Source organism: Streptomyces agglomeratus, from assembly GCF_001746415.1.
GTDB lineage: Bacteria > Actinomycetota > Actinomycetes > Streptomycetales > Streptomycetaceae > Streptomyces > Streptomyces agglomeratus.
The window spans coordinates 5,023,422-5,038,666 of the sequence record NZ_MEHJ01000001.1; the positions used below are offsets into that span (position 1 = coordinate 5,023,422).

The following is a 15,245-nucleotide window of genomic DNA, read 5'->3' on the forward strand; positions in this document are numbered from 1 at the left end:
ATGTCCGCCGAGGACCGGCCGGCCGGTGGCGGACGGCTGCTGACCGGCGTCGCGTGGGCGGTGCTGCTGCTCGGACTGTGGCTGTGGGGCCGGGAGGTGACCGACGGCCCCGGCGGCAGCTCGGCGCCCACCACCGGAGACGTGGCCGCTGTCGGCCGCCCGCTGGGAGTGCCGCTGCCTCCCGCACACGCCCCCGTAGAGGCCGCCGCGGCGCCGCAGCGCGTCGCCGTGCCCTCCCTGGGCATCACGGCCCCGGTGGTTCCCCGCGGTCTCGACGCGTCGGGCGCCGTCGATCCGCCGCCGTACCACCAGTCGTCGAAGGTCGGCTGGTTCCGGGGCGGGAGCGTGCCGGGCGCGGCGGGAGTCGCCCTGCTCGTCGGGCACGTCGACACCGAGAACAAGCCGGCCGTGTTCTACGGCCTGAGCGCCGCGCGTCCCGGCGAGAAGGTCAAGGTGACGGGCGCCGGCGGTCTGAGCCTGGAGTTCACCATCGACGACATCCAGGTCTTCACCCGCGAGCGCTTCGACCCGCAGAAGGTGTACGGCCCCCGCGAGAGCGACCGGGCGGAACTGCGCCTGATCACCTGCGGGGGCACGTACGACAAGAAGGCCCGCACCTACACGGCCAACGTCGTGGTGTCGGCGTACCTGACGGGGGCCGGCCGGGGCTGAACGCCCGGCGTTGTCGGTGCGGTTGGTGCGGTCGGTGGTGCGGTTGGTGTGGTTGGTGGTGCGGTCGGTGTTACGCCGCCACCGGCTCCGCCGCCGGAACCGAGCGGGTCGCCGCGCGCAGCCCCAGCGCCCCGAAGACCCCCGCGAACACCGCCCACAGCACCGCGTGCGAGGCCAGCGACAGCATCCTGAAGTCCCACAGCAGCGTCGCCGCCACCGGGACCTCGTCCGGATTGCCCGGCAGCGCGAACAGCACCGCCAGCGTCGCGACCCCCGTGACGGCCACCGCGACCTGCCGCACCGGCAGGGACCGGTCGGCGAGGCGTACGTACACCTGCCGGGCCAGCACCATGCCGAGGATGCCGATCACCACGGCCGCCAGCCACAGGGCCTGGCGGCTCGCGACGGTGCCGGAGTCGCCGACCCCCGGCGGGTTCGCCGGATAGCGCAGTCCCGGCAGCAGCGAGACCGCCACGAAGGCGGCCGCGCCGAAGGCCAGGGCGCGCGGCCACGGCCGCTCACCGAGGCCCGTACGGCGGTGCACCAGGGCGTAGGCGAGGGCGAACAGGACGCCCAGCGCGAGGCCCGCCACGACCGCCGTGACGACCAGGCCGAAGTGCTGGGTGGAGCGGGAGAACAGTTCCTCGTGGTGCTGGACGGCCGTGGCCGCCGCACCGTGCGTGTGCTCATCGGCCGCGGAACGTGCCTCTTCGAGGCGGATCGCACGGTCCATCAGGGGCTCGGCGAGGAGCAGGGAGAACAGGCCGGCGGCAAGGCCGGCTGCCCCGCCCGCCGCCAGCCCGCGTCCGAGCAGGGGCAGTACAGGTTCTGACATGGTGCGCACGGCCCCCGATCAGTGGCAGGGGGCACCGAAGAGGTGCCTGCCGTCGTGCGAGAACTCGTGCAGGTAGTCGCCCGTAGCGGCGATGGCGGTGCCGTTGTCCATGAAGACCGCGTAGAGCGCGACGAGGGCGATGATCGCCGCGGCGGCCATGATCAGCCAGTGACGGGCGGTGGTCGCGGCGGACGTGACCGCCGCGGTGTCGGTGTGCTGCGCAGTGTGCAGAGACATACCGGTGAGCCTCCTTCTGGGGTTTCCACGCCCCAATTCAGGAGGACGACGGGTCAGTTCCTGACTTCCGTACGGGCCCGTGGGCTCGCGTACGGTCACAGTGGCGGGACCGTCCCGGGTTCGCACCGGGTTCCTGTCCACCGTCGCCTCGATGTGTGTGGAGTTGTCATCCGGAGAGTCCCAGCCTGGCTGAGCACTGTCAACAGGGACTCTGTCCCTCGCTCCCGTGGCGGCACCCGGTGTGCCAGGATGGTTTCGACCGGATGTGTCCGGGGAGGGACCGGGGGGTCCTCGTATCTTCAGTACGTCTTCAGTGCATCTTCGGTGCAGCCAAGGGGGAGTGGATGTACGGCAGTTACAGCGGCCGTAGGCGCGTGCGTGTCCGGGTGGCCGCGGTGGGGGCCGTGGGGGCCGCGCTGCTCCTGGCGGGCTGCTCGTCCTCCGGCGGTGACGGGGGCGGCGGCACGAGTCCGGACCCGGTGAAGCAGCAGCCGAAGGGGAGCGATCCGTACTGGGTCAACCCGGAAGGAAACGCTGCCAAGCAGGCCGCTGCGTTGGCCAAGAAGGGCGAGGACGAGAAGGCCGGCCTCATCCGCAAGATCGCCGAGCAGCCGGCCGCCGAGTGGATCGGTCCCGAGAACGCCGAGGCCCAGGCCAAGGGGTACACGGAGGCGGCCGAGAAGGCGGACCGCGACGCGCTGCTCGTCCTCTACAACATCCCGCACCGCGACTGCGGGCAGTTCTCGAAGGGTGGCGCCGCCGACGGCAACGCCTACCGCGCCTGGGTCGACCAGGTGGCCAAGGGCATCGGCGACCGCCCGGCCACCGTGATCCTGGAGCCGGACGCGCTGCTGCACCTGGTCGACGGCTGCACGCCCGACGAGTTCCACGAGGAGCGGTACGACCTCCTCAAGGGCGCCGTCGAGCGCCTCAAGGAGCAGCCGAAGGCCAAGGTGTACCTGGACGCGGGCAACGCGGGCTGGAAGTCCCCCGACTCACTGTTCGAGCCGCTCCAGCGGGCGGGTATCGCGAAGGCGGACGGCTTCTCGGTGAACGTCTCCAACTTCCAGACCACCCGCGTCAGCAAGGACTTCGGCAGGAAGCTCTCCGCGAAGGTGGGCAACAAGCCCTTCGTCATCGACACCAGCCGCAACGGCAACGGTCCGTACACCGGGGGAGACCCCGAGGAGAACTGGTGCAACCCGCCGGGCCGCGCGCTCGGTGAGAAGCCGACCACCAAGACCGGTGACGAGCTGGTCGACGCGTTCCTGTGGATCAAGCGCCCCGGCGAGTCCGACGGCGACTGCAAGGGCGGCCCGAAGGCCGGCGAGTGGTACGAGGAGTACGCGCTCGAACTGGCCCGCAACGCGAAGTAGCGGCGCACGCGACACGGAAAGCGAAGGGGGCCGCCCGGCACACCGGGCGGCCCCCTTCGCGTACCCGTCGGCCTACGGGACCTCGATCCAGACGCCCTCGGACGGCGTGCCCTGATCGTCCGTCACGAACAGCATGTAGTAGCCGGACGGGACCAGCGCCCGGTTCTTCGGCACGGTGACCGAGATGCCGCCCTTCGTCTTCTTCATCTCCAGCGCCACCGTGCGCTGGTCGACGTCTGTGACGTGCGTGACGGCGCTGGGCCGCATCAGCTTCGCGTCCTTGATCGACGCGGCGTGCGCCGACTTGAAGGTGGCCGTACCGCCGCGCCTGACCGTCTTCGGTCCGCCGGTCAGCTTCGGCCGCGCGTCCCGGAAGAGGTACGGCGGCGTGTAGATCTCGATGCGCTGTTCGAAGACGCCCGGCCTGGTGTTGGCCTTGTCAGAGTACAGGGAGTCCGACCCGAAGATCATGACGCGCCCGTCGGGCAGCAGCAGCGAGCCCGAGTGGTAGTTGCGCCCCACGGCCGGGTCGGCCACCCGGCGGTACTTGCCGGTCTTGGCGTCGTACAGGCGCGCCTGGAGGATGTCCGAGCCGCCGCGGCCCCGGTAGTCGTTGGAGCCGCCGGTGATCAGGACACTGTCGTCCGGCATCAGGGACGCGCTGGGGTAGCGGGTGCCCTGGTCGAGCGAGTCGCCGTCCTTGAAGCGCGGGTTCGGGTCCTTCAGGTCGACCAGCCGTGACTTCTCGCTGGACTTCTCCGACTCGCCGACCCCGCCGCCGCCGATGACCATGTACTTCTCGTCCTGGGCGGGAGGCAGCCGCACGGTCGCGGAGGTCTCCATCATGTCCGGGTCGCTGAGCCCGGGGACCTTCTTGAACGTGTTGGTCTCCAGATCCCAGACACCCGGCTCGCGGCCCTCGTCCGCCGGCCCGTACCCGGCGTTGGAGCCCGAGTAGAAGAGCTTGCCGTTGTTCATCAGGAAGATCGCGGGGTACGTCGGGAACTTCCGTACGACCCCGGTGTACTCCCACTTCTTCGTGGCCGGGTCGTAGATCTCGTCCTTGCCGGGGACGATCTGCCCGATCTCGTCCAGGCCGGACAGCGACAGGACCTTGCCGTCCTCCAGCGTGGTGAGCGTCGGGTACCAGCGCGCCTCGTTCATCGGGTCGACGGTGATGTACTTCTCCGCCACCGGGTCGAACTCGTAGGCGTCCCTGATGCCTTGGAAGTCCTTCTTGTCCAGGGCGAGCTTCTGTGCGATCCCGTACACGTTCTTGGCGTCGGTGCCCGTCAGGCCGTGGACCCGGTAGTTGTCCTCGGTGCCGGACTCGTACTTCTTGCCGGACGCCTTGGCCTCGACGTAGATCCGGCCGAGCCCCGCCTCGGTGCGCAGGAACCGGCCGGTCTGCTTGTCGAAGATCTTCTTCGCCTTCTCGACCAGGACGGGGTCCTTGGAGACGTACGTCTTGCCGTTCTTCTTGCCCGTGAAGATGGTGCCCGCGGGCAGCGTCTTCGGGGCGTCGGGGTCCTCGTTGTGGACGATCATCAGGCCGCCGGCCCTGGTGACGTCACCTTCGAGCTTCTCGTACCGCTTGGTGCCGCCCGCCACGAGCAGCTTCCCGTCGGGCAGCTGGGTGTGCCCGGCGCAGAACATGTCCTTCGGCGTCGGAATCTTCTTGTACGAGTCGGTCTTCGGGTCCCACAGCACCGACTCGAACTTCTTCGCGTCGAAGTTCTTCTGGTTGTTCCCCGAACCGGCGATGAGCAGCACCTTGCCGGTGTGCAGCAGCGCGGCGTGGATCGTGTTGATGCGGAACTCGGACGGGACGTCGAGGAAGTCCCAGTGGCCGTTCTCCGCCTTGTACTCGGGCCGGTTGATCTTGTAGTCGTGGTACTGCTCCGAGCCGAAGCGGTAGAGCGCGGGCCCGTTCATCCCCGCCAGAGCGAGCACCACCGCACCCGTTATCGCCAGGCGGCGAGCACGGCGGCTCGGACGGTATTTCATTTCTTACGTCCCCCAAGGGCGATCTGCATGGTCTGGTCGGAAGCGGCCCAGGTGGGCTTGGGCTGAGGCGCGTGGGTCTCCGGCGGGGGGCCGGCCGGCGGCTGCGACTGGCTCGGCGGCGACCCGTGCGGGCCCGGCTTCTTCTTGTTCTTCTTCTCCTGGCGCATGGTCCAGCGCCAGGCGAAGATCGGCGCCGCCGTGATCAGCAGGGCGAGCGTGGCCCAGGTGATCATCGCGGGGTGGTTGTGGCCGAAGAAGAAGGACGAGCCGAGGGAGCCGCCGAAGACCAGGATGAAGAAGAGGTGGATACGGAAGGTGCCGAAGAGCGTGTCGGGGCTGGAGGAGTCGCCCTTGGGCGTCACCACGAAGCCGGACTTGCGGCGCAGCACGGCGTCCATCAGCGAGCGCGCGTAGATCGGCGCCGAGAGCGCGGACATCACCATGCCGGCCAGGCCGCCGGAGCCTTCGGGCTCGTGCGGCGAGACGTTGTGGCGGCGGTTCCAGATGTAGAGGCCGATCTGGAGCGCCGAGGCGTTGCCGTACAGCATCATCCAGATCGCCGGGTCGATCTGGACGCCGGAGGCGCCCATGCCCAGGAAGAGCGCGCAGCTGAGGGCCGCCAGAATCCAGTTCATGGCGGACATCGGATAGAAGATGATCATCATTGTGTAGTTGAAGAGCTTGCCTGCGGGCAGCGAGCCGTAGCCCCTCCAGTACTGCTTGAGGATCGTCTCGTACGTACCGCGCGACCAGCGCAGCTGCTGGGTGAAGAAGTCGGTCCACGCGGTCGGGCCCTCGCCGACGGCCAGCACGTCCGGGGTGTAGACGGACCGCCACTTCCTGCCGGTGGCCGGGTTCGTGGCGCGGTGGATCTCGAAGCCGGTGGCCATGTCCTCGGTGATCGAGTCGTACAGGCCGCCGATCTGCTTGAGCGCCCTGATGCGTACGGCGTTGGACGTGCCGACGAACATGGGGGCGCCGTAGCGGTTGCCCGCGCGCTGGATCAGGGCGTGGAACAGGAACTGCTGCGACTCGGCGGCCTTCGTGACGAAGGTGTCGTAGTTGCCGTACACCTGCGGACCGATGACGAAGCCGATGTCCGGGTCGCGGAAGTAGCCGAGCATCCGCTCCAGGTAGTTGGGCAGCGGCACGTGGTCGGTGTCGACGGAGGCGAAGAAGTCGTAGGCGTCGCCGTGCGCGTCGAGCCAGGCGTTGTAGTTGCCGTGCTTGGTCTTGGCGCGGTGCGGGCCCTTGGCCTGGTTCCACTTCGCGATGCCCTTGCGGGAGAAGTGGTGCACACCGAGGCGCTCGCAGACCTCCCTGACCGCCGGGTCGTTGCCCTCGTCGAGGAGCCATACGTGCATCAGGCCGCGGTGGCGGATCTTGACCGCCGCCTCCAGCGTCTTCGTCACCATCTCCAGCGGCTCCTTGCCGGGGACGAAGGAGGTGAGGAAGGCCACACGGGTGCCGGTCTCGGGCACCACGGGGACGGGATCACGGGCGACCAGGGTCGCGTGTGCGTTCGACAGGACGTTCATCGTGCGGAAGAGCTCGATCAGGCCGATCGAGACCAGCATGACGATGTCGAGGATCAGCAGCGTGTCGTTCTTGAGGTTGGGGTCGCGCTCGGTCCAGTGCTCGGGCTGCATCAGCCAGACGAACAGGCCCAGCGAGAGCAGCGGCGCGGCGCACAGCAGCAGGGCGGCGCGGATGCGGTGCGGCTCCTGCGAGAGCAGTGAGCGGTACTGCACGGTGTAAGGCTTGGCCGGGTCGGGCTGGGTCAGTGGCCCGGCGAGCCGGCTGTAGTGCTCGTAGTCGTACCTCGGCAGCGGCTTCTTGGCCCGGATGCGCGACCCCCCGGTCCGCAGCTGCGGGGGTATCCGAAGCTGCGCCGTCCGGGAAGGGTCGTTGTTGTGCCGGGCGCCGGTCGGCGTCGACGTCATGAGTCATCCCCCCGCACGCATGCTGGCTGCGTGTGTTCGTCGGTCTTCGCCCGGTGGCGGTCCCCCTCGACCATCCCGGGCGCACGAGTGGCCTGCTGTCATCCCTTCAGACATGGGACGACAACCTTCCGGTTGCATGATGTCGCCCCGGGATCTTTTCACGACGGGGCCCCCGCCCCCCTGTGCTTCGTCAGCCCCCCGGCTGCCGGTCTCGCCCCCAACTTGCCGAAACCGCCCGCCCCATTGGAGCCACCGGCTCCAGGATAGGGTCTACGACCAACCTCTTGATCGCAAGGGTGAAACAAGGTCTTTACCGGTCATACGCGGTCTTTGAGGGTCACCTGGGACATGGGTTCGGAATGGGCCGGTCGCAGTGCGGCCCCGATCCGACATGGACCCGGTGCGGGCCGGGGCCCGGCGCTGCCCGGCGGCGTGTCCGGAAACCGTCGAAGCCCCCTCACGCTCGGTGAGGGGGCTTCGACGTCATGTGCGCCGCCAGGGACTCGAACCCCGGACCCGCTGATTAAGAGTCAGCTGCTCTAACCAACTGAGCTAGCGGCGCCTGTCTGACTCCGAGAACTTTACCCGACCCTCGCGGGTGCTCCGGACCGGCCACGCCGCGTACTGTCCGTTTGATTATCATTTGGACCGTCAACATGCGTTATGTCCAGACAGTTGAAACACTGTCACCCGTGCAGATGTGCCGAAAAAGAGACCCACGGGAGGGGAACCGCATGACGATGCCGGTTTTCGAGGAGTTCGAACCCGCGGCCGACTGCGGCTGCCCGGGCTGCGCCCAGGACCGCCGGGCCGCCGCCCTCGGCCTGCCGGTCGCGGCCGGCGGCCACCCGGCCGCCCACGGAGCCCGGCGCGCGCTGGTGCTCGCCACCGCCGCGGGCGTGGTCCTCGGCGGCGGCGCGGGCGGCGCGGCGGGCGCCGTCGGCCCCGGGCAGGCCCCGGCCCGTACGGGAGCCGACCACGACCCCGACACCCCGCAGGGCGGGCCCGGCCCGCTGCACGGCGGGCCGGGCCACCACGGCCAGACCGCGCAGGCCACCCCGACGGCCGCCCGGCCGGCCCTGCGGATCACCAGCAGGGCCGAGATCATCAACCGCGCCAAGCGGTGGCTGGACGCCAAGGTCCCGTACAGCATGGAGAAGTACTGGAGCGACGGATACCGGCAGGACTGCTCGGGCTACGTGTCGATGGCCTGGAACCTCGACGGCAACGAATGGACCGGGAGCCTCGCGCAGTACGCCACGGCGGTGGAGCGGGACCAGCTGGAGCCCGGCGACATCCTCCTCTTCCACAATCCGGCCGACCCGAACAAGGGCTCGCACGTCACGATCTTCGGCGGCTGGACCGACTCCACCCACACGCACTACATCGCGTACGAGCAGACCCGCCCCCACACCCGCAAGCAGGCGACCCCGTACGCCTACTGGAACAACTCCTCCCGCTACATCGGATACCGCTACAACGGCATCGGCAGCGGGACCGCCGGCGGCGGTGCCGCCACGACGGCGTATCCCGGCGCGAAGCACTTCGGGCCGGGCGCGAACAACCGGTACGTCACCCGGCTCGGCAAGATGCTCGTCGCCCGGGGCGGCAAGCGGTTCTACACCGAGGGCCCCGGACCGGCCTGGGGCGAGGCGGACCGGCGCGCGACCGAGGCGTTCCAGCGCGCCCAGGGCTGGCGCGGCGCGGAGGCCGACGGGCTGCCGGGGCCGCACACCTGGCGGCTGCTGGTCTCCAACGGGGGCAAGGACATCCCCCCGCAGGACAGCGGCCAGGGCGGCGACAAGGACAACGGCGGCGGTACGGGCTCCACGGCCGGCGCCCCGGCCTTCCCCGGCCGGCAGCACTTCGGGCCCGGCCGGTCGAACGAGTACGTCGAGCAGCTCGGCAGACAACTGGTGAAGAAGGGCTACGGCAAGTACTACGTGTCCGGTCCCGGACCGGGCTGGACAGAGGCGGACCGGCGCAACGTCGAGGCGTTCCAGCGTGCGCAGGGCTGGCGCGGCGCGGAGGCCGACGGCTACCCCGGCCCGCAGACCTGGCGACGGCTCTTCGCATGACGGAGGAACGATGAGCACCACGACTTCAGAGACCTCGGAGCCCGACGGTTCCGCCGCACCGGCCGCTCCCGGGCGGCCGGGCGCCGAGACCGCGCCGAGGGCCCCGGTGATCAGGAACGAGTCCACCGTCGAGATCCCGGTGCACCTCCTGTTCCGCGACGACACCGGGCCGGCGGCGCTGACGCTGCCGTCCGGCGCCTCGGTGATCAGCCGCAGGAAGGGCACCGGCGAGCAGCCGCGTGTGACGGCCGGCGCCGCCGGTTCCCGGCCGGCCCATGGGGCGTCCGGGCCGGCGTCCGCCCAGGTGGGGCCGTCCCGCCCCGCCGTGCCCGCCGACCCCGGCCTCACGGAGCGGCCGGGCCCCGCGCTGCCCGGCTGGTGCGGGGTGGCCGTGGGTGCGGGAGCGCTCGCGGCGGGCGCGGCGCTGGTGTGGTGGACGGGAGCGGTGCCGCCGCCCGCCGCCGTACTGTTCGGGCTGCCCCTGCGCCCGTACGACGGGATCGCGCTCGGGACCTGGGCGGTGCTGGCCCTGCTGGTGACGGTCGTCCTGTTCGCCTTCGGCGGTCTGGCCCGCGGGCGGGTCGGATACGCGTGGGTGCTCTCGCTGTTCGGCGACTACCGGGGAACCGTGCGGCGCAGCGGCCTGGTGTGGGTGAGTCCGCTGCTGCTGCGCCGCCGGGTCGACGTCAGGCTCCGGCACTGGCGCGGCGAACCGATGGAGGCCGTGGACGCGCACGGCGTCGCGCTGCGGGTCGTGGTGCTGGTGGTGTGGCGGATCCGGGACACGGCGCGGGCGGTGCTCGCCGTCGAGGACCACGTCCAGTACCTGCGCGAGCAGGTGGAGGCGGCGATGGCGCGGGTGCTCTCGCAGCTGCCGGCCGACGCCTTCCACGACACCGCGCCGACGCTGCGCGACGCGGAGGCGGTCGGCGGCGCGCTGACCCGGATGCTGGCGGCGGAGGCGGCGCCGGTCGGTATCGACGTCTTCTCGGTGCAGCCGACGCGGATCGAGTACGCGCCCGAGGTCGCGGCGGCGATGCGGCGACGGCGGGTGGCGGCGCTCGACGCGCAGCACCGGGACAGCGTGCTGACGTCGGTGGTGGACGCCGTGGACGACACGGTGACGCGGCTGACCTCGCGCGGGCTGGTCGAACTGGACGACTACGAGCGCAAGGCGCTCGTGAAGGACCTGACGGTGGCCTTCTACACGGGGCGTGGGGAGGGACTGTGAACGCGCCGCGATTGGTCTGGACATGTTCATGACCCGTTAATACATTGGGACTTGGTCTAGACCGCAACACAACGCGCGCAGCACGGCTCACAGAACTGCCCCCACGTTCAGGAGCAAGCATGCGAATAAAGACAGGTGCGGCCGTCATCGGCCTCGCGATGGCCGGGGTGTCCTTCCTCGCCACCGGCAGCGCGAGCAGTCACGGCTACACCGACTCACCGATCAGCCGCCAGAAGCTCTGTGCCAACGGCACGGTGACGGGCTGCGGAAACATCCAGTGGGAACCGCAGAGCGTCGAAGGGCCGAAGGGATTCCCCACCTCCGGTCCGGCCGACGGCAAGATCTGCGCCGGCGGCAACAGCCAGTTCGCCCAGCTCGACGACCCGCGCGGAGGTGCCTGGCCCGCCACCAGGCTCACCGGCGGCCAGGGCTACGGCTTCCGCTGGCAGTTCACCGCCCGGCACGCGACCAGCGACTTCCGGTACTACATCACCCGGAACGGATGGGACTCCAGCAGGCCGCTCACCCGCGCGGCCCTGGAATCGCAGCCGTTCCTGACCGTCCCGTACGGCGGCAAGCAGCCTCCGTCGACCCTGACGCACCAGGGCACGGTCCCGGCCCAGAAGACCGGGCGGCACATCATCCTGGCGGTCTGGAACGTCGCGGACACGACAAACGCCTTCTACGCCTGCTCCGACGTTCAGTTCTGACCCCGGGAGGCAGGAAGAGCACAAAAAAGACCCTCGCTTCCGCGAGGGTCTTTCGTCTGTGCGCCGCCAGGGACTCGAACCCCGGACCCGCTGATTAAGAGTCAGCTGCTCTAACCAACTGAGCTAGCGGCGCTTGACTCGTAAATAGTACCTGGTCTGCAGGGGTGCCCCGAACCAGGCCCGGTCACGGCGGCGCCGCGGCCGTCACAGGGCCAGCGACAGCACCACCGGGGCGGCCCTCCGGTTCAGTGTGTCCGCCGCCGAGCGCAGGCGGTGGGCGTGCTCCACCGGCAGGGACAGCGCCAGGCAGCCCACCGAGGAGCCCGCCGTGAGCGGCACGGCCGCGCAGACCGTGCCCACGGCGTACTCCTGGAGGTCGAGGACCGGGACCGTGGGCGGCTGGCTGTCCAGCGTGGAGAAGAGCACCCGCTCGTTGGTGATCGTCTTGGACGTGAGCCGGGCGGTCTTGTGGCGGGACAGGTGGTCGCGGCGGCCGTTCTGGTCGAGCTGGGTCAGCAGGCACTTGCCGATCGCGCTCGCGTGGGCGGCCGACCTGAAGTCCACCCACTCGTTGACCCGGGGCGTCTGCGGCCCCTCGGCGATCTGTGTGACCTTGATCTCACCGTCGATGTAGCGGCTGATGTAGATCGCCGCGCCCACCGTGTCGCGCAGGTGGTCGAGGGTCTGCTGGAGCTTCGCCTGGAGTGCCTCGCGCCGGGTGGAACCCGATCCGATCAGGACGAGCGAGTCGCCGACGACGTACGCGCCGTCCGTCACCTGCTCGACGTACCCCTCGCGGCGCAGCATCAGCAGCAGGGAGGTCAGGTGGGCGGTCGGGAGTCCCGTCTCTCGGGCGATCTGTACATCGGTGACACCGCTGCCGTGCCTGGAGACCGTCTCCAGTACACGCAGGGCGTACTGCACCGAGTGGAACGGTGCGGTCGGCTCCGGCTTCAGCGCCACGGTTTCCCCCTACCAGGTTGTGACCGTTTGCATCCGTTCCACGATAGCCGCCAATACCCCGCTGCGGGGGCGGTGTTGACCACAATGTGGCGCGCCCCGGCTCCGCGAGCTGGGGCGCGCCACAACGGCATATGACGGAGGCAGGATTCCGGGTCGAAGCGGAGGTCAGAGCACCGCGCCGAGGAACTCGCGGGTACGTTCGTGCTCCGGATCGTTGAAGATCTTTTCCGGTGATCCGGACTCGATGACCCGCCCCGCGTCGAACATCAGCACGTCGTCCGAGATGTCCCGGGCGAAATTCATCTCGTGCGTGACGCAGAGCATGGTGATGTCCGTCGTACGGGCGATGTCGCGCAGTACGTCGAGAACGCCCGCCACCAGCTCCGGGTCGAGCGCCGACGTCACCTCGTCCAGCAGCAGCACCTGCGGACGCATCGCCAGCGCCCGCGCGATGGCGACCCGCTGCTGCTGGCCGCCGGAGAGCTGGGTCGGCTTCACGTCCTGCTTGTCGCTGAGCCCGACCAGGTCCAGCAGGCCCTTGGCGCGCTCGGCGGCCTCGTCCTTCGACATGCCGAGGACCCGCACGGGCGCCTCGGTGACATTGCGCAGGACGTTCATGTTGGGGAAGAGGTTGAACTGCTGGAACACCATGCCGATGTTCTTGCGTACCTCGCGGACCTCCTTCTCGCCCGCGGGGAAGAGCTGCCCGCCGTTCACCCGGATCACGCCCTCGTCGGGCTTCACCAGCGTCATCAGCAGCCGCAGGATCGTGGTCTTGCCCGACCCGGACGGTCCGATCAGCGTCACGTGCTTCCCGCTTCGCACCGAGAAGCACAGGTTGTCCAGGACGGTGTTGTCGCCGAACCGCTTGGTGACGTTGTCGAAACGGATCAGCTCGTTGGGGGTCGGGTCAGCGGACAAGACGACGCTCCAGGGCTCGCATGAGAAGAGAAGCCGGGTAGGCGATGAGGATGAAGGCGACGCCGACGACGGTCAGCGGCTCGGCGTACTGGAAGCTCTGCGCGCTCGCCAGCCTGGCCTGCTGGAGCATCTCCAGCACGCCGATGGCCATGAGCAGCGGAGTGTCCTTCAGCATCGAGATCACGTAGTTGCCCAGCGCCGGCACGATCCGGCGGATCGCCTGCGGGAGGATCACCGCGAACCACGTACGGGAGACCGGCAGGCTGAGCGCCGTCGCCGCCTCCCACTGCCCGGCCGGGACCGCGTCGATGCCGGCCCGGTAGACCTGCGCGGTGTACGTCGAGTAGTGCAGCCCGATCGCGAGCGTGCCGGTCGTCAGCGCCGACGCCTGTACGCCCCACTCCGGCAGGACGAAGTAGAAGAAGAAGAGCTGCACCAGCAGCGGGGTGTTGCGGATGAACTCGGTGACGATGTTCACCGGCCAGCGCACCCAGCGCGGCCCCCGGTAGCCGACCGCCCAGAGGAGGCCGAGCGTGAACGAGAGCAGTGAGCCGAGCACCAGCACCTGGAGCGTGACGAGCAGGCCGTCCAGGAACGCCGGCATGAAGTCCGAAACCGCGGACCAGTCCCAGTTGTTCATCGCGTCCCTCCGGCTGCGGCGGTGATCCCGACACCGGCTTTGGTCTTGCGTTCGAGGGCGCGCATGCCACGGGTGAGGACGAAGGCGATCACGAAGTAGATCACCAGGGTCACCGAGTAGATCTCCACGCTCTCCTGGGTGGCCAGGCGCACCAGGTACGCGGAGAACGAGGTGTCGGCCACGCCGAGCAGCGACACCAGCGCCGTGCCCTTGAGCAGCTCGATCAGCAGGTTGTTGAAGGGCGGGATCATCTCGGGCACCGCCTGCGGCAGCAGGATCAGCCGCATCCGCTGCCAGGGCGTGAAGCTGAGCGCGACGCCCGCCTCACGCTGCGCCGGGGCCACCGAGTTCAGGGCGCCGCGCACGACCTCCGCGCCGTACGCCCCGTACGACAGTCCCAGCGCCAGGACGGCCGCCCACATCGGGACGAGCGCCCAGCCGAACAGTCCCGGCATCACGAAGAACAGCCAGAACATCAGGACCAGCGCGGACGTGCCGCGGAAGACCTCGGTGTAGAAGCCCGCGAGGAAGCGGACGACGCGCGAATGGTGGGTGCGGGCGATGCCGATGCCGAAGGCCACGACGGCCGCGAGGGCGGCGCTGTACACGGTCAGCTGGATGGTGATCCAGATGCCGGGGAGAATCCAGTTGGTCCACAGTCCGGCTGTCATGCGCACAGCTCCTCTGCGGTCATCGTGGTCATCTCCGCCCGGGTGAAGCCGAACGGCCGCAGGATGCGGAAGAGTTCACCGCTCTTCTTCATCTTGTGGATCTCCACGTTGAAGGCGTCGCGCAGCTCCGCGTCACCGAGCCGGAAGGCGAACCCGCCGCCGTCCACCTTCTTCTTGCCGTCGACGAGCGGCGCGAAGGGCTTCGTCGCCTCCGCCCTGGTGCTCTTCCTCACCACACCGCGGCTGGTCAGCGCGGTGCCCGCGAAGACGTCGACCCGGCCGGACTCCACGGCGTTCAGGCCCGCTACCGGGTCCTGGAAGATGGCTATCTCCTCGCGCGGGATGCCGGCGGCGACCGCGTAGTCGATCTCGGCGTATCCGGCACCGGTGGCGATCTTCGCCTTGGCCTCGACGACGTCCTGGTACGAATTGAGCTTCTTCGGGTTGCCCTTGCGCACGAGGAACGAGTCGAGCATCTGGTACTCGGGGTCGGCGAAGAGGACTTGGGCGCAGCGTTCCTTGTTGATGTACATCCCGGCCGAGACGACGTCGAACTGCTGCGACTGAAGACCGGGGATGAGCGAGGAGAAGTCGGTGGGGGAGGGCTGCACCCTGGGCACGCCCAGCCGCTTGAAGATCACCTTGGCGAGTTCCACCGCCTCGCCGGTGAACGCCCCCTGCTCGTCGATGTATCCGTACGGAGCCTCGCCCGCGATGCCGAGCCGGACGGTGCCCTGCGACTTCAGCCGGGCGAGGGTGTCGCCGGACGGAACCTTGGCGCATCCCGCGGCGCCGAGCGCCCCCGCGGCGCCCAGCGCGGCCGTGCCGAGCAGGAGCGAGCGCCGGCGTATGGAGTGTCTTGTGGAGTTGTCTGAGTCTTTCCCTGGTGGTGGAGCCATGGGCGCGCGGCTACCCCGGCGCAGCGGAGGTATGCCGATGAATTCCGGCCCCTTTCACGGCC

At 69.6% G+C, this 15,245-nt stretch carries 14 protein-coding genes, 2 tRNA genes and 1 riboswitch; of the genes, 5 read left to right on the plus strand and 11 right to left on the minus strand.

Going from position 1 to position 15,245, the window contains the following annotated elements:
• On the plus strand, positions 1–672 hold the full coding sequence (locus AS594_RS21855) for a class F sortase (protein ID WP_069928625.1): 672 nt from the start codon (positions 1–3) through the stop codon (positions 670–672).
• 70 nt (positions 673–742) lie between these two features.
• Here AS594_RS21855 and AS594_RS21860 read toward each other — a convergent pair whose 3' ends face one another.
• Both AS594_RS21860 and AS594_RS21865 read right to left on the minus strand, forming a co-directional pair.
• On the minus strand, positions 743–1,507 hold the full coding sequence (locus AS594_RS21860; protein WP_069935962.1) for a CbtA family protein: 765 nt from the start codon (positions 1,505–1,507) through the stop codon (positions 743–745).
• A gap of 18 nt (positions 1,508–1,525) precedes the next feature.
• Complete coding sequence (locus tag AS594_RS21865) at positions 1,526–1,744, minus strand: CbtB domain-containing protein (protein ID WP_069928626.1); 219 nt, start codon at positions 1,742–1,744, stop codon at positions 1,526–1,528.
• A gap of 34 nt (positions 1,745–1,778) precedes the next feature.
• A riboswitch (cobalamin riboswitch) is annotated at positions 1,779–1,944 on the minus strand.
• A 144-nt stretch (positions 1,945–2,088) separates the two neighbouring features.
• On the opposite strand from AS594_RS21865, the gene AS594_RS21870 reads away from it, so the two are divergent.
• A complete protein-coding gene (locus AS594_RS21870; RefSeq protein WP_069928627.1) occupies positions 2,089–3,120 on the plus strand; it encodes a glycoside hydrolase family 6 protein in 1,032 nt (343 codons plus the stop codon).
• A 72-nt stretch (positions 3,121–3,192) separates the two neighbouring features.
• Here the strand turns inward: AS594_RS21870 and glxA are convergent, their stop codons facing one another.
• The 3 genes from glxA to AS594_RS21885 form a co-directional block, all read right to left on the minus strand.
• On the minus strand, positions 3,193–5,127 hold the full coding sequence (gene glxA, locus AS594_RS21875; RefSeq protein WP_069935270.1) for a radical copper oxidase GlxA: 1,935 nt from the start codon (positions 5,125–5,127) through the stop codon (positions 3,193–3,195).
• Positions 5,124–7,070, minus strand: a complete 1,947-nt coding sequence (locus AS594_RS21880) for a glycosyltransferase family 2 protein (RefSeq protein ID WP_069935271.1) — start codon at positions 7,068–7,070, stop codon at positions 5,124–5,126. The genes glxA and AS594_RS21880 overlap by 4 nt, the downstream gene beginning before the upstream one ends.
• A 488-nt stretch (positions 7,071–7,558) precedes the next feature.
• A tRNA-Lys gene (locus AS594_RS21885) sits at positions 7,559–7,632 on the minus strand.
• Between the two features lie 172 nt (positions 7,633–7,804).
• Between AS594_RS21885 and AS594_RS21890 the strand changes: the two genes are divergently transcribed.
• The 3 genes from AS594_RS21890 to AS594_RS21900 all read left to right on the plus strand — a co-directional run bounded on the left by AS594_RS21890 (position 7,805) and on the right by AS594_RS21900 (position 11,089).
• The gene (locus AS594_RS21890) at positions 7,805–9,148 is read left to right on the plus strand and encodes a peptidoglycan-binding protein (RefSeq protein WP_069935272.1); all 1,344 of its coding nucleotides are present in this window, start codon (positions 7,805–7,807) and stop codon (positions 9,146–9,148) included.
• Positions 9,149–9,158: 10 nt separating this feature from the next.
• Entirely contained in the window at positions 9,159–10,379 is a 1,221-nt protein-coding gene (locus tag AS594_RS21895; protein ID WP_069935273.1) for an SPFH domain-containing protein, read from the plus strand.
• Positions 10,380–10,498: 119 nt separating this feature from the next.
• Entirely contained in the window at positions 10,499–11,089 is a 591-nt protein-coding gene (locus tag AS594_RS21900) for a lytic polysaccharide monooxygenase auxiliary activity family 9 protein (protein ID WP_069928632.1), read from the plus strand.
• Between the two features lie 59 nt (positions 11,090–11,148).
• Here the strand turns inward: AS594_RS21900 and AS594_RS21905 are convergent.
• The 6 genes from AS594_RS21905 to ehuB all read right to left on the minus strand — a co-directional run bounded on the left by AS594_RS21905 (position 11,149) and on the right by ehuB (position 15,183).
• Positions 11,149–11,222, minus strand: a tRNA-Lys gene (locus AS594_RS21905).
• Positions 11,223–11,293: 71 nt separating this feature from the next.
• Positions 11,294–12,052, minus strand: a complete 759-nt coding sequence (locus AS594_RS21910) for an IclR family transcriptional regulator (protein ID WP_069935274.1) — start codon at positions 12,050–12,052, stop codon at positions 11,294–11,296.
• A gap of 165 nt (positions 12,053–12,217) precedes the next feature.
• On the minus strand, positions 12,218–12,973 hold the full coding sequence (ehuA, locus tag AS594_RS21915) for an ectoine/hydroxyectoine ABC transporter ATP-binding protein EhuA (RefSeq protein WP_069935275.1): 756 nt from the start codon (positions 12,971–12,973) through the stop codon (positions 12,218–12,220).
• The gene (ehuD, locus tag AS594_RS21920; protein WP_069928635.1) at positions 12,963–13,613 is read right to left on the minus strand and encodes an ectoine/hydroxyectoine ABC transporter permease subunit EhuD; all 651 of its coding nucleotides are present in this window, start codon (positions 13,611–13,613) and stop codon (positions 12,963–12,965) included. Before ehuD ends, ehuA begins: the two co-directional genes overlap by 11 nt.
• A complete protein-coding gene (gene ehuC, locus AS594_RS21925; protein ID WP_069935276.1) occupies positions 13,610–14,284 on the minus strand; it encodes an ectoine/hydroxyectoine ABC transporter permease subunit EhuC in 675 nt (224 codons plus the stop codon). The genes ehuD and ehuC overlap by 4 nt, the downstream gene beginning before the upstream one ends.
• Positions 14,281–15,183, minus strand: coding sequence for an ectoine/hydroxyectoine ABC transporter substrate-binding protein EhuB (ehuB, locus tag AS594_RS21930; protein WP_079148727.1), 903 nt, complete (start codon positions 15,181–15,183; stop codon positions 14,281–14,283). Before ehuB ends, ehuC begins: the two co-directional genes overlap by 4 nt.
• Between the last annotated feature and the right edge of the window lie 62 nt (positions 15,184–15,245).

What these genes read in the sequence shown, in the direction of transcription:
- AS594_RS21855 (WP_069928625.1), top strand. Translation starts at nt 1, where the DNA reads ATGTCCGCCGAGGACCGGCCGGCCGGTGGCGGACGGCTGCTGACCGGC.
- ehuD (WP_069928635.1), bottom strand. Translation starts at nt 13,613, where the DNA reads ATGAACAACTGGGACTGGTCCGCGGTTTCGGACTTCATGCCGGCGTTC.
- AS594_RS21870 (WP_069928627.1), top strand. Translation starts at nt 2,089, where the DNA reads ATGTACGGCAGTTACAGCGGCCGTAGGCGCGTGCGTGTCCGGGTGGCC.
- AS594_RS21860 (WP_069935962.1), bottom strand. Translation starts at nt 1,507, where the DNA reads ATGTCAGAACCTGTACTGCCCCTGCTCGGACGCGGGCTGGCGGCGGGC.
- AS594_RS21865 (WP_069928626.1), bottom strand. Translation starts at nt 1,744, where the DNA reads ATGTCTCTGCACACTGCGCAGCACACCGACACCGCGGCGGTCACGTCC.
- ehuC (WP_069935276.1), bottom strand. Translation starts at nt 14,284, where the DNA reads ATGACAGCCGGACTGTGGACCAACTGGATTCTCCCCGGCATCTGGATC.
- ehuB (WP_079148727.1), bottom strand. Translation starts at nt 15,183, where the DNA reads ATGGCTCCACCACCAGGGAAAGACTCAGACAACTCCACAAGACACTCC.
- glxA (WP_069935270.1), bottom strand. Translation starts at nt 5,127, where the DNA reads ATGAAATACCGTCCGAGCCGCCGTGCTCGCCGCCTGGCGATAACGGGT.
- AS594_RS21880 (WP_069935271.1), bottom strand. Translation starts at nt 7,070, where the DNA reads ATGACGTCGACGCCGACCGGCGCCCGGCACAACAACGACCCTTCCCGG.
- AS594_RS21895 (WP_069935273.1), top strand. Translation starts at nt 9,159, where the DNA reads ATGAGCACCACGACTTCAGAGACCTCGGAGCCCGACGGTTCCGCCGCA.
- AS594_RS21890 (WP_069935272.1), top strand. Translation starts at nt 7,805, where the DNA reads ATGACGATGCCGGTTTTCGAGGAGTTCGAACCCGCGGCCGACTGCGGC.
- AS594_RS21900 (WP_069928632.1), top strand. Translation starts at nt 10,499, where the DNA reads ATGCGAATAAAGACAGGTGCGGCCGTCATCGGCCTCGCGATGGCCGGG.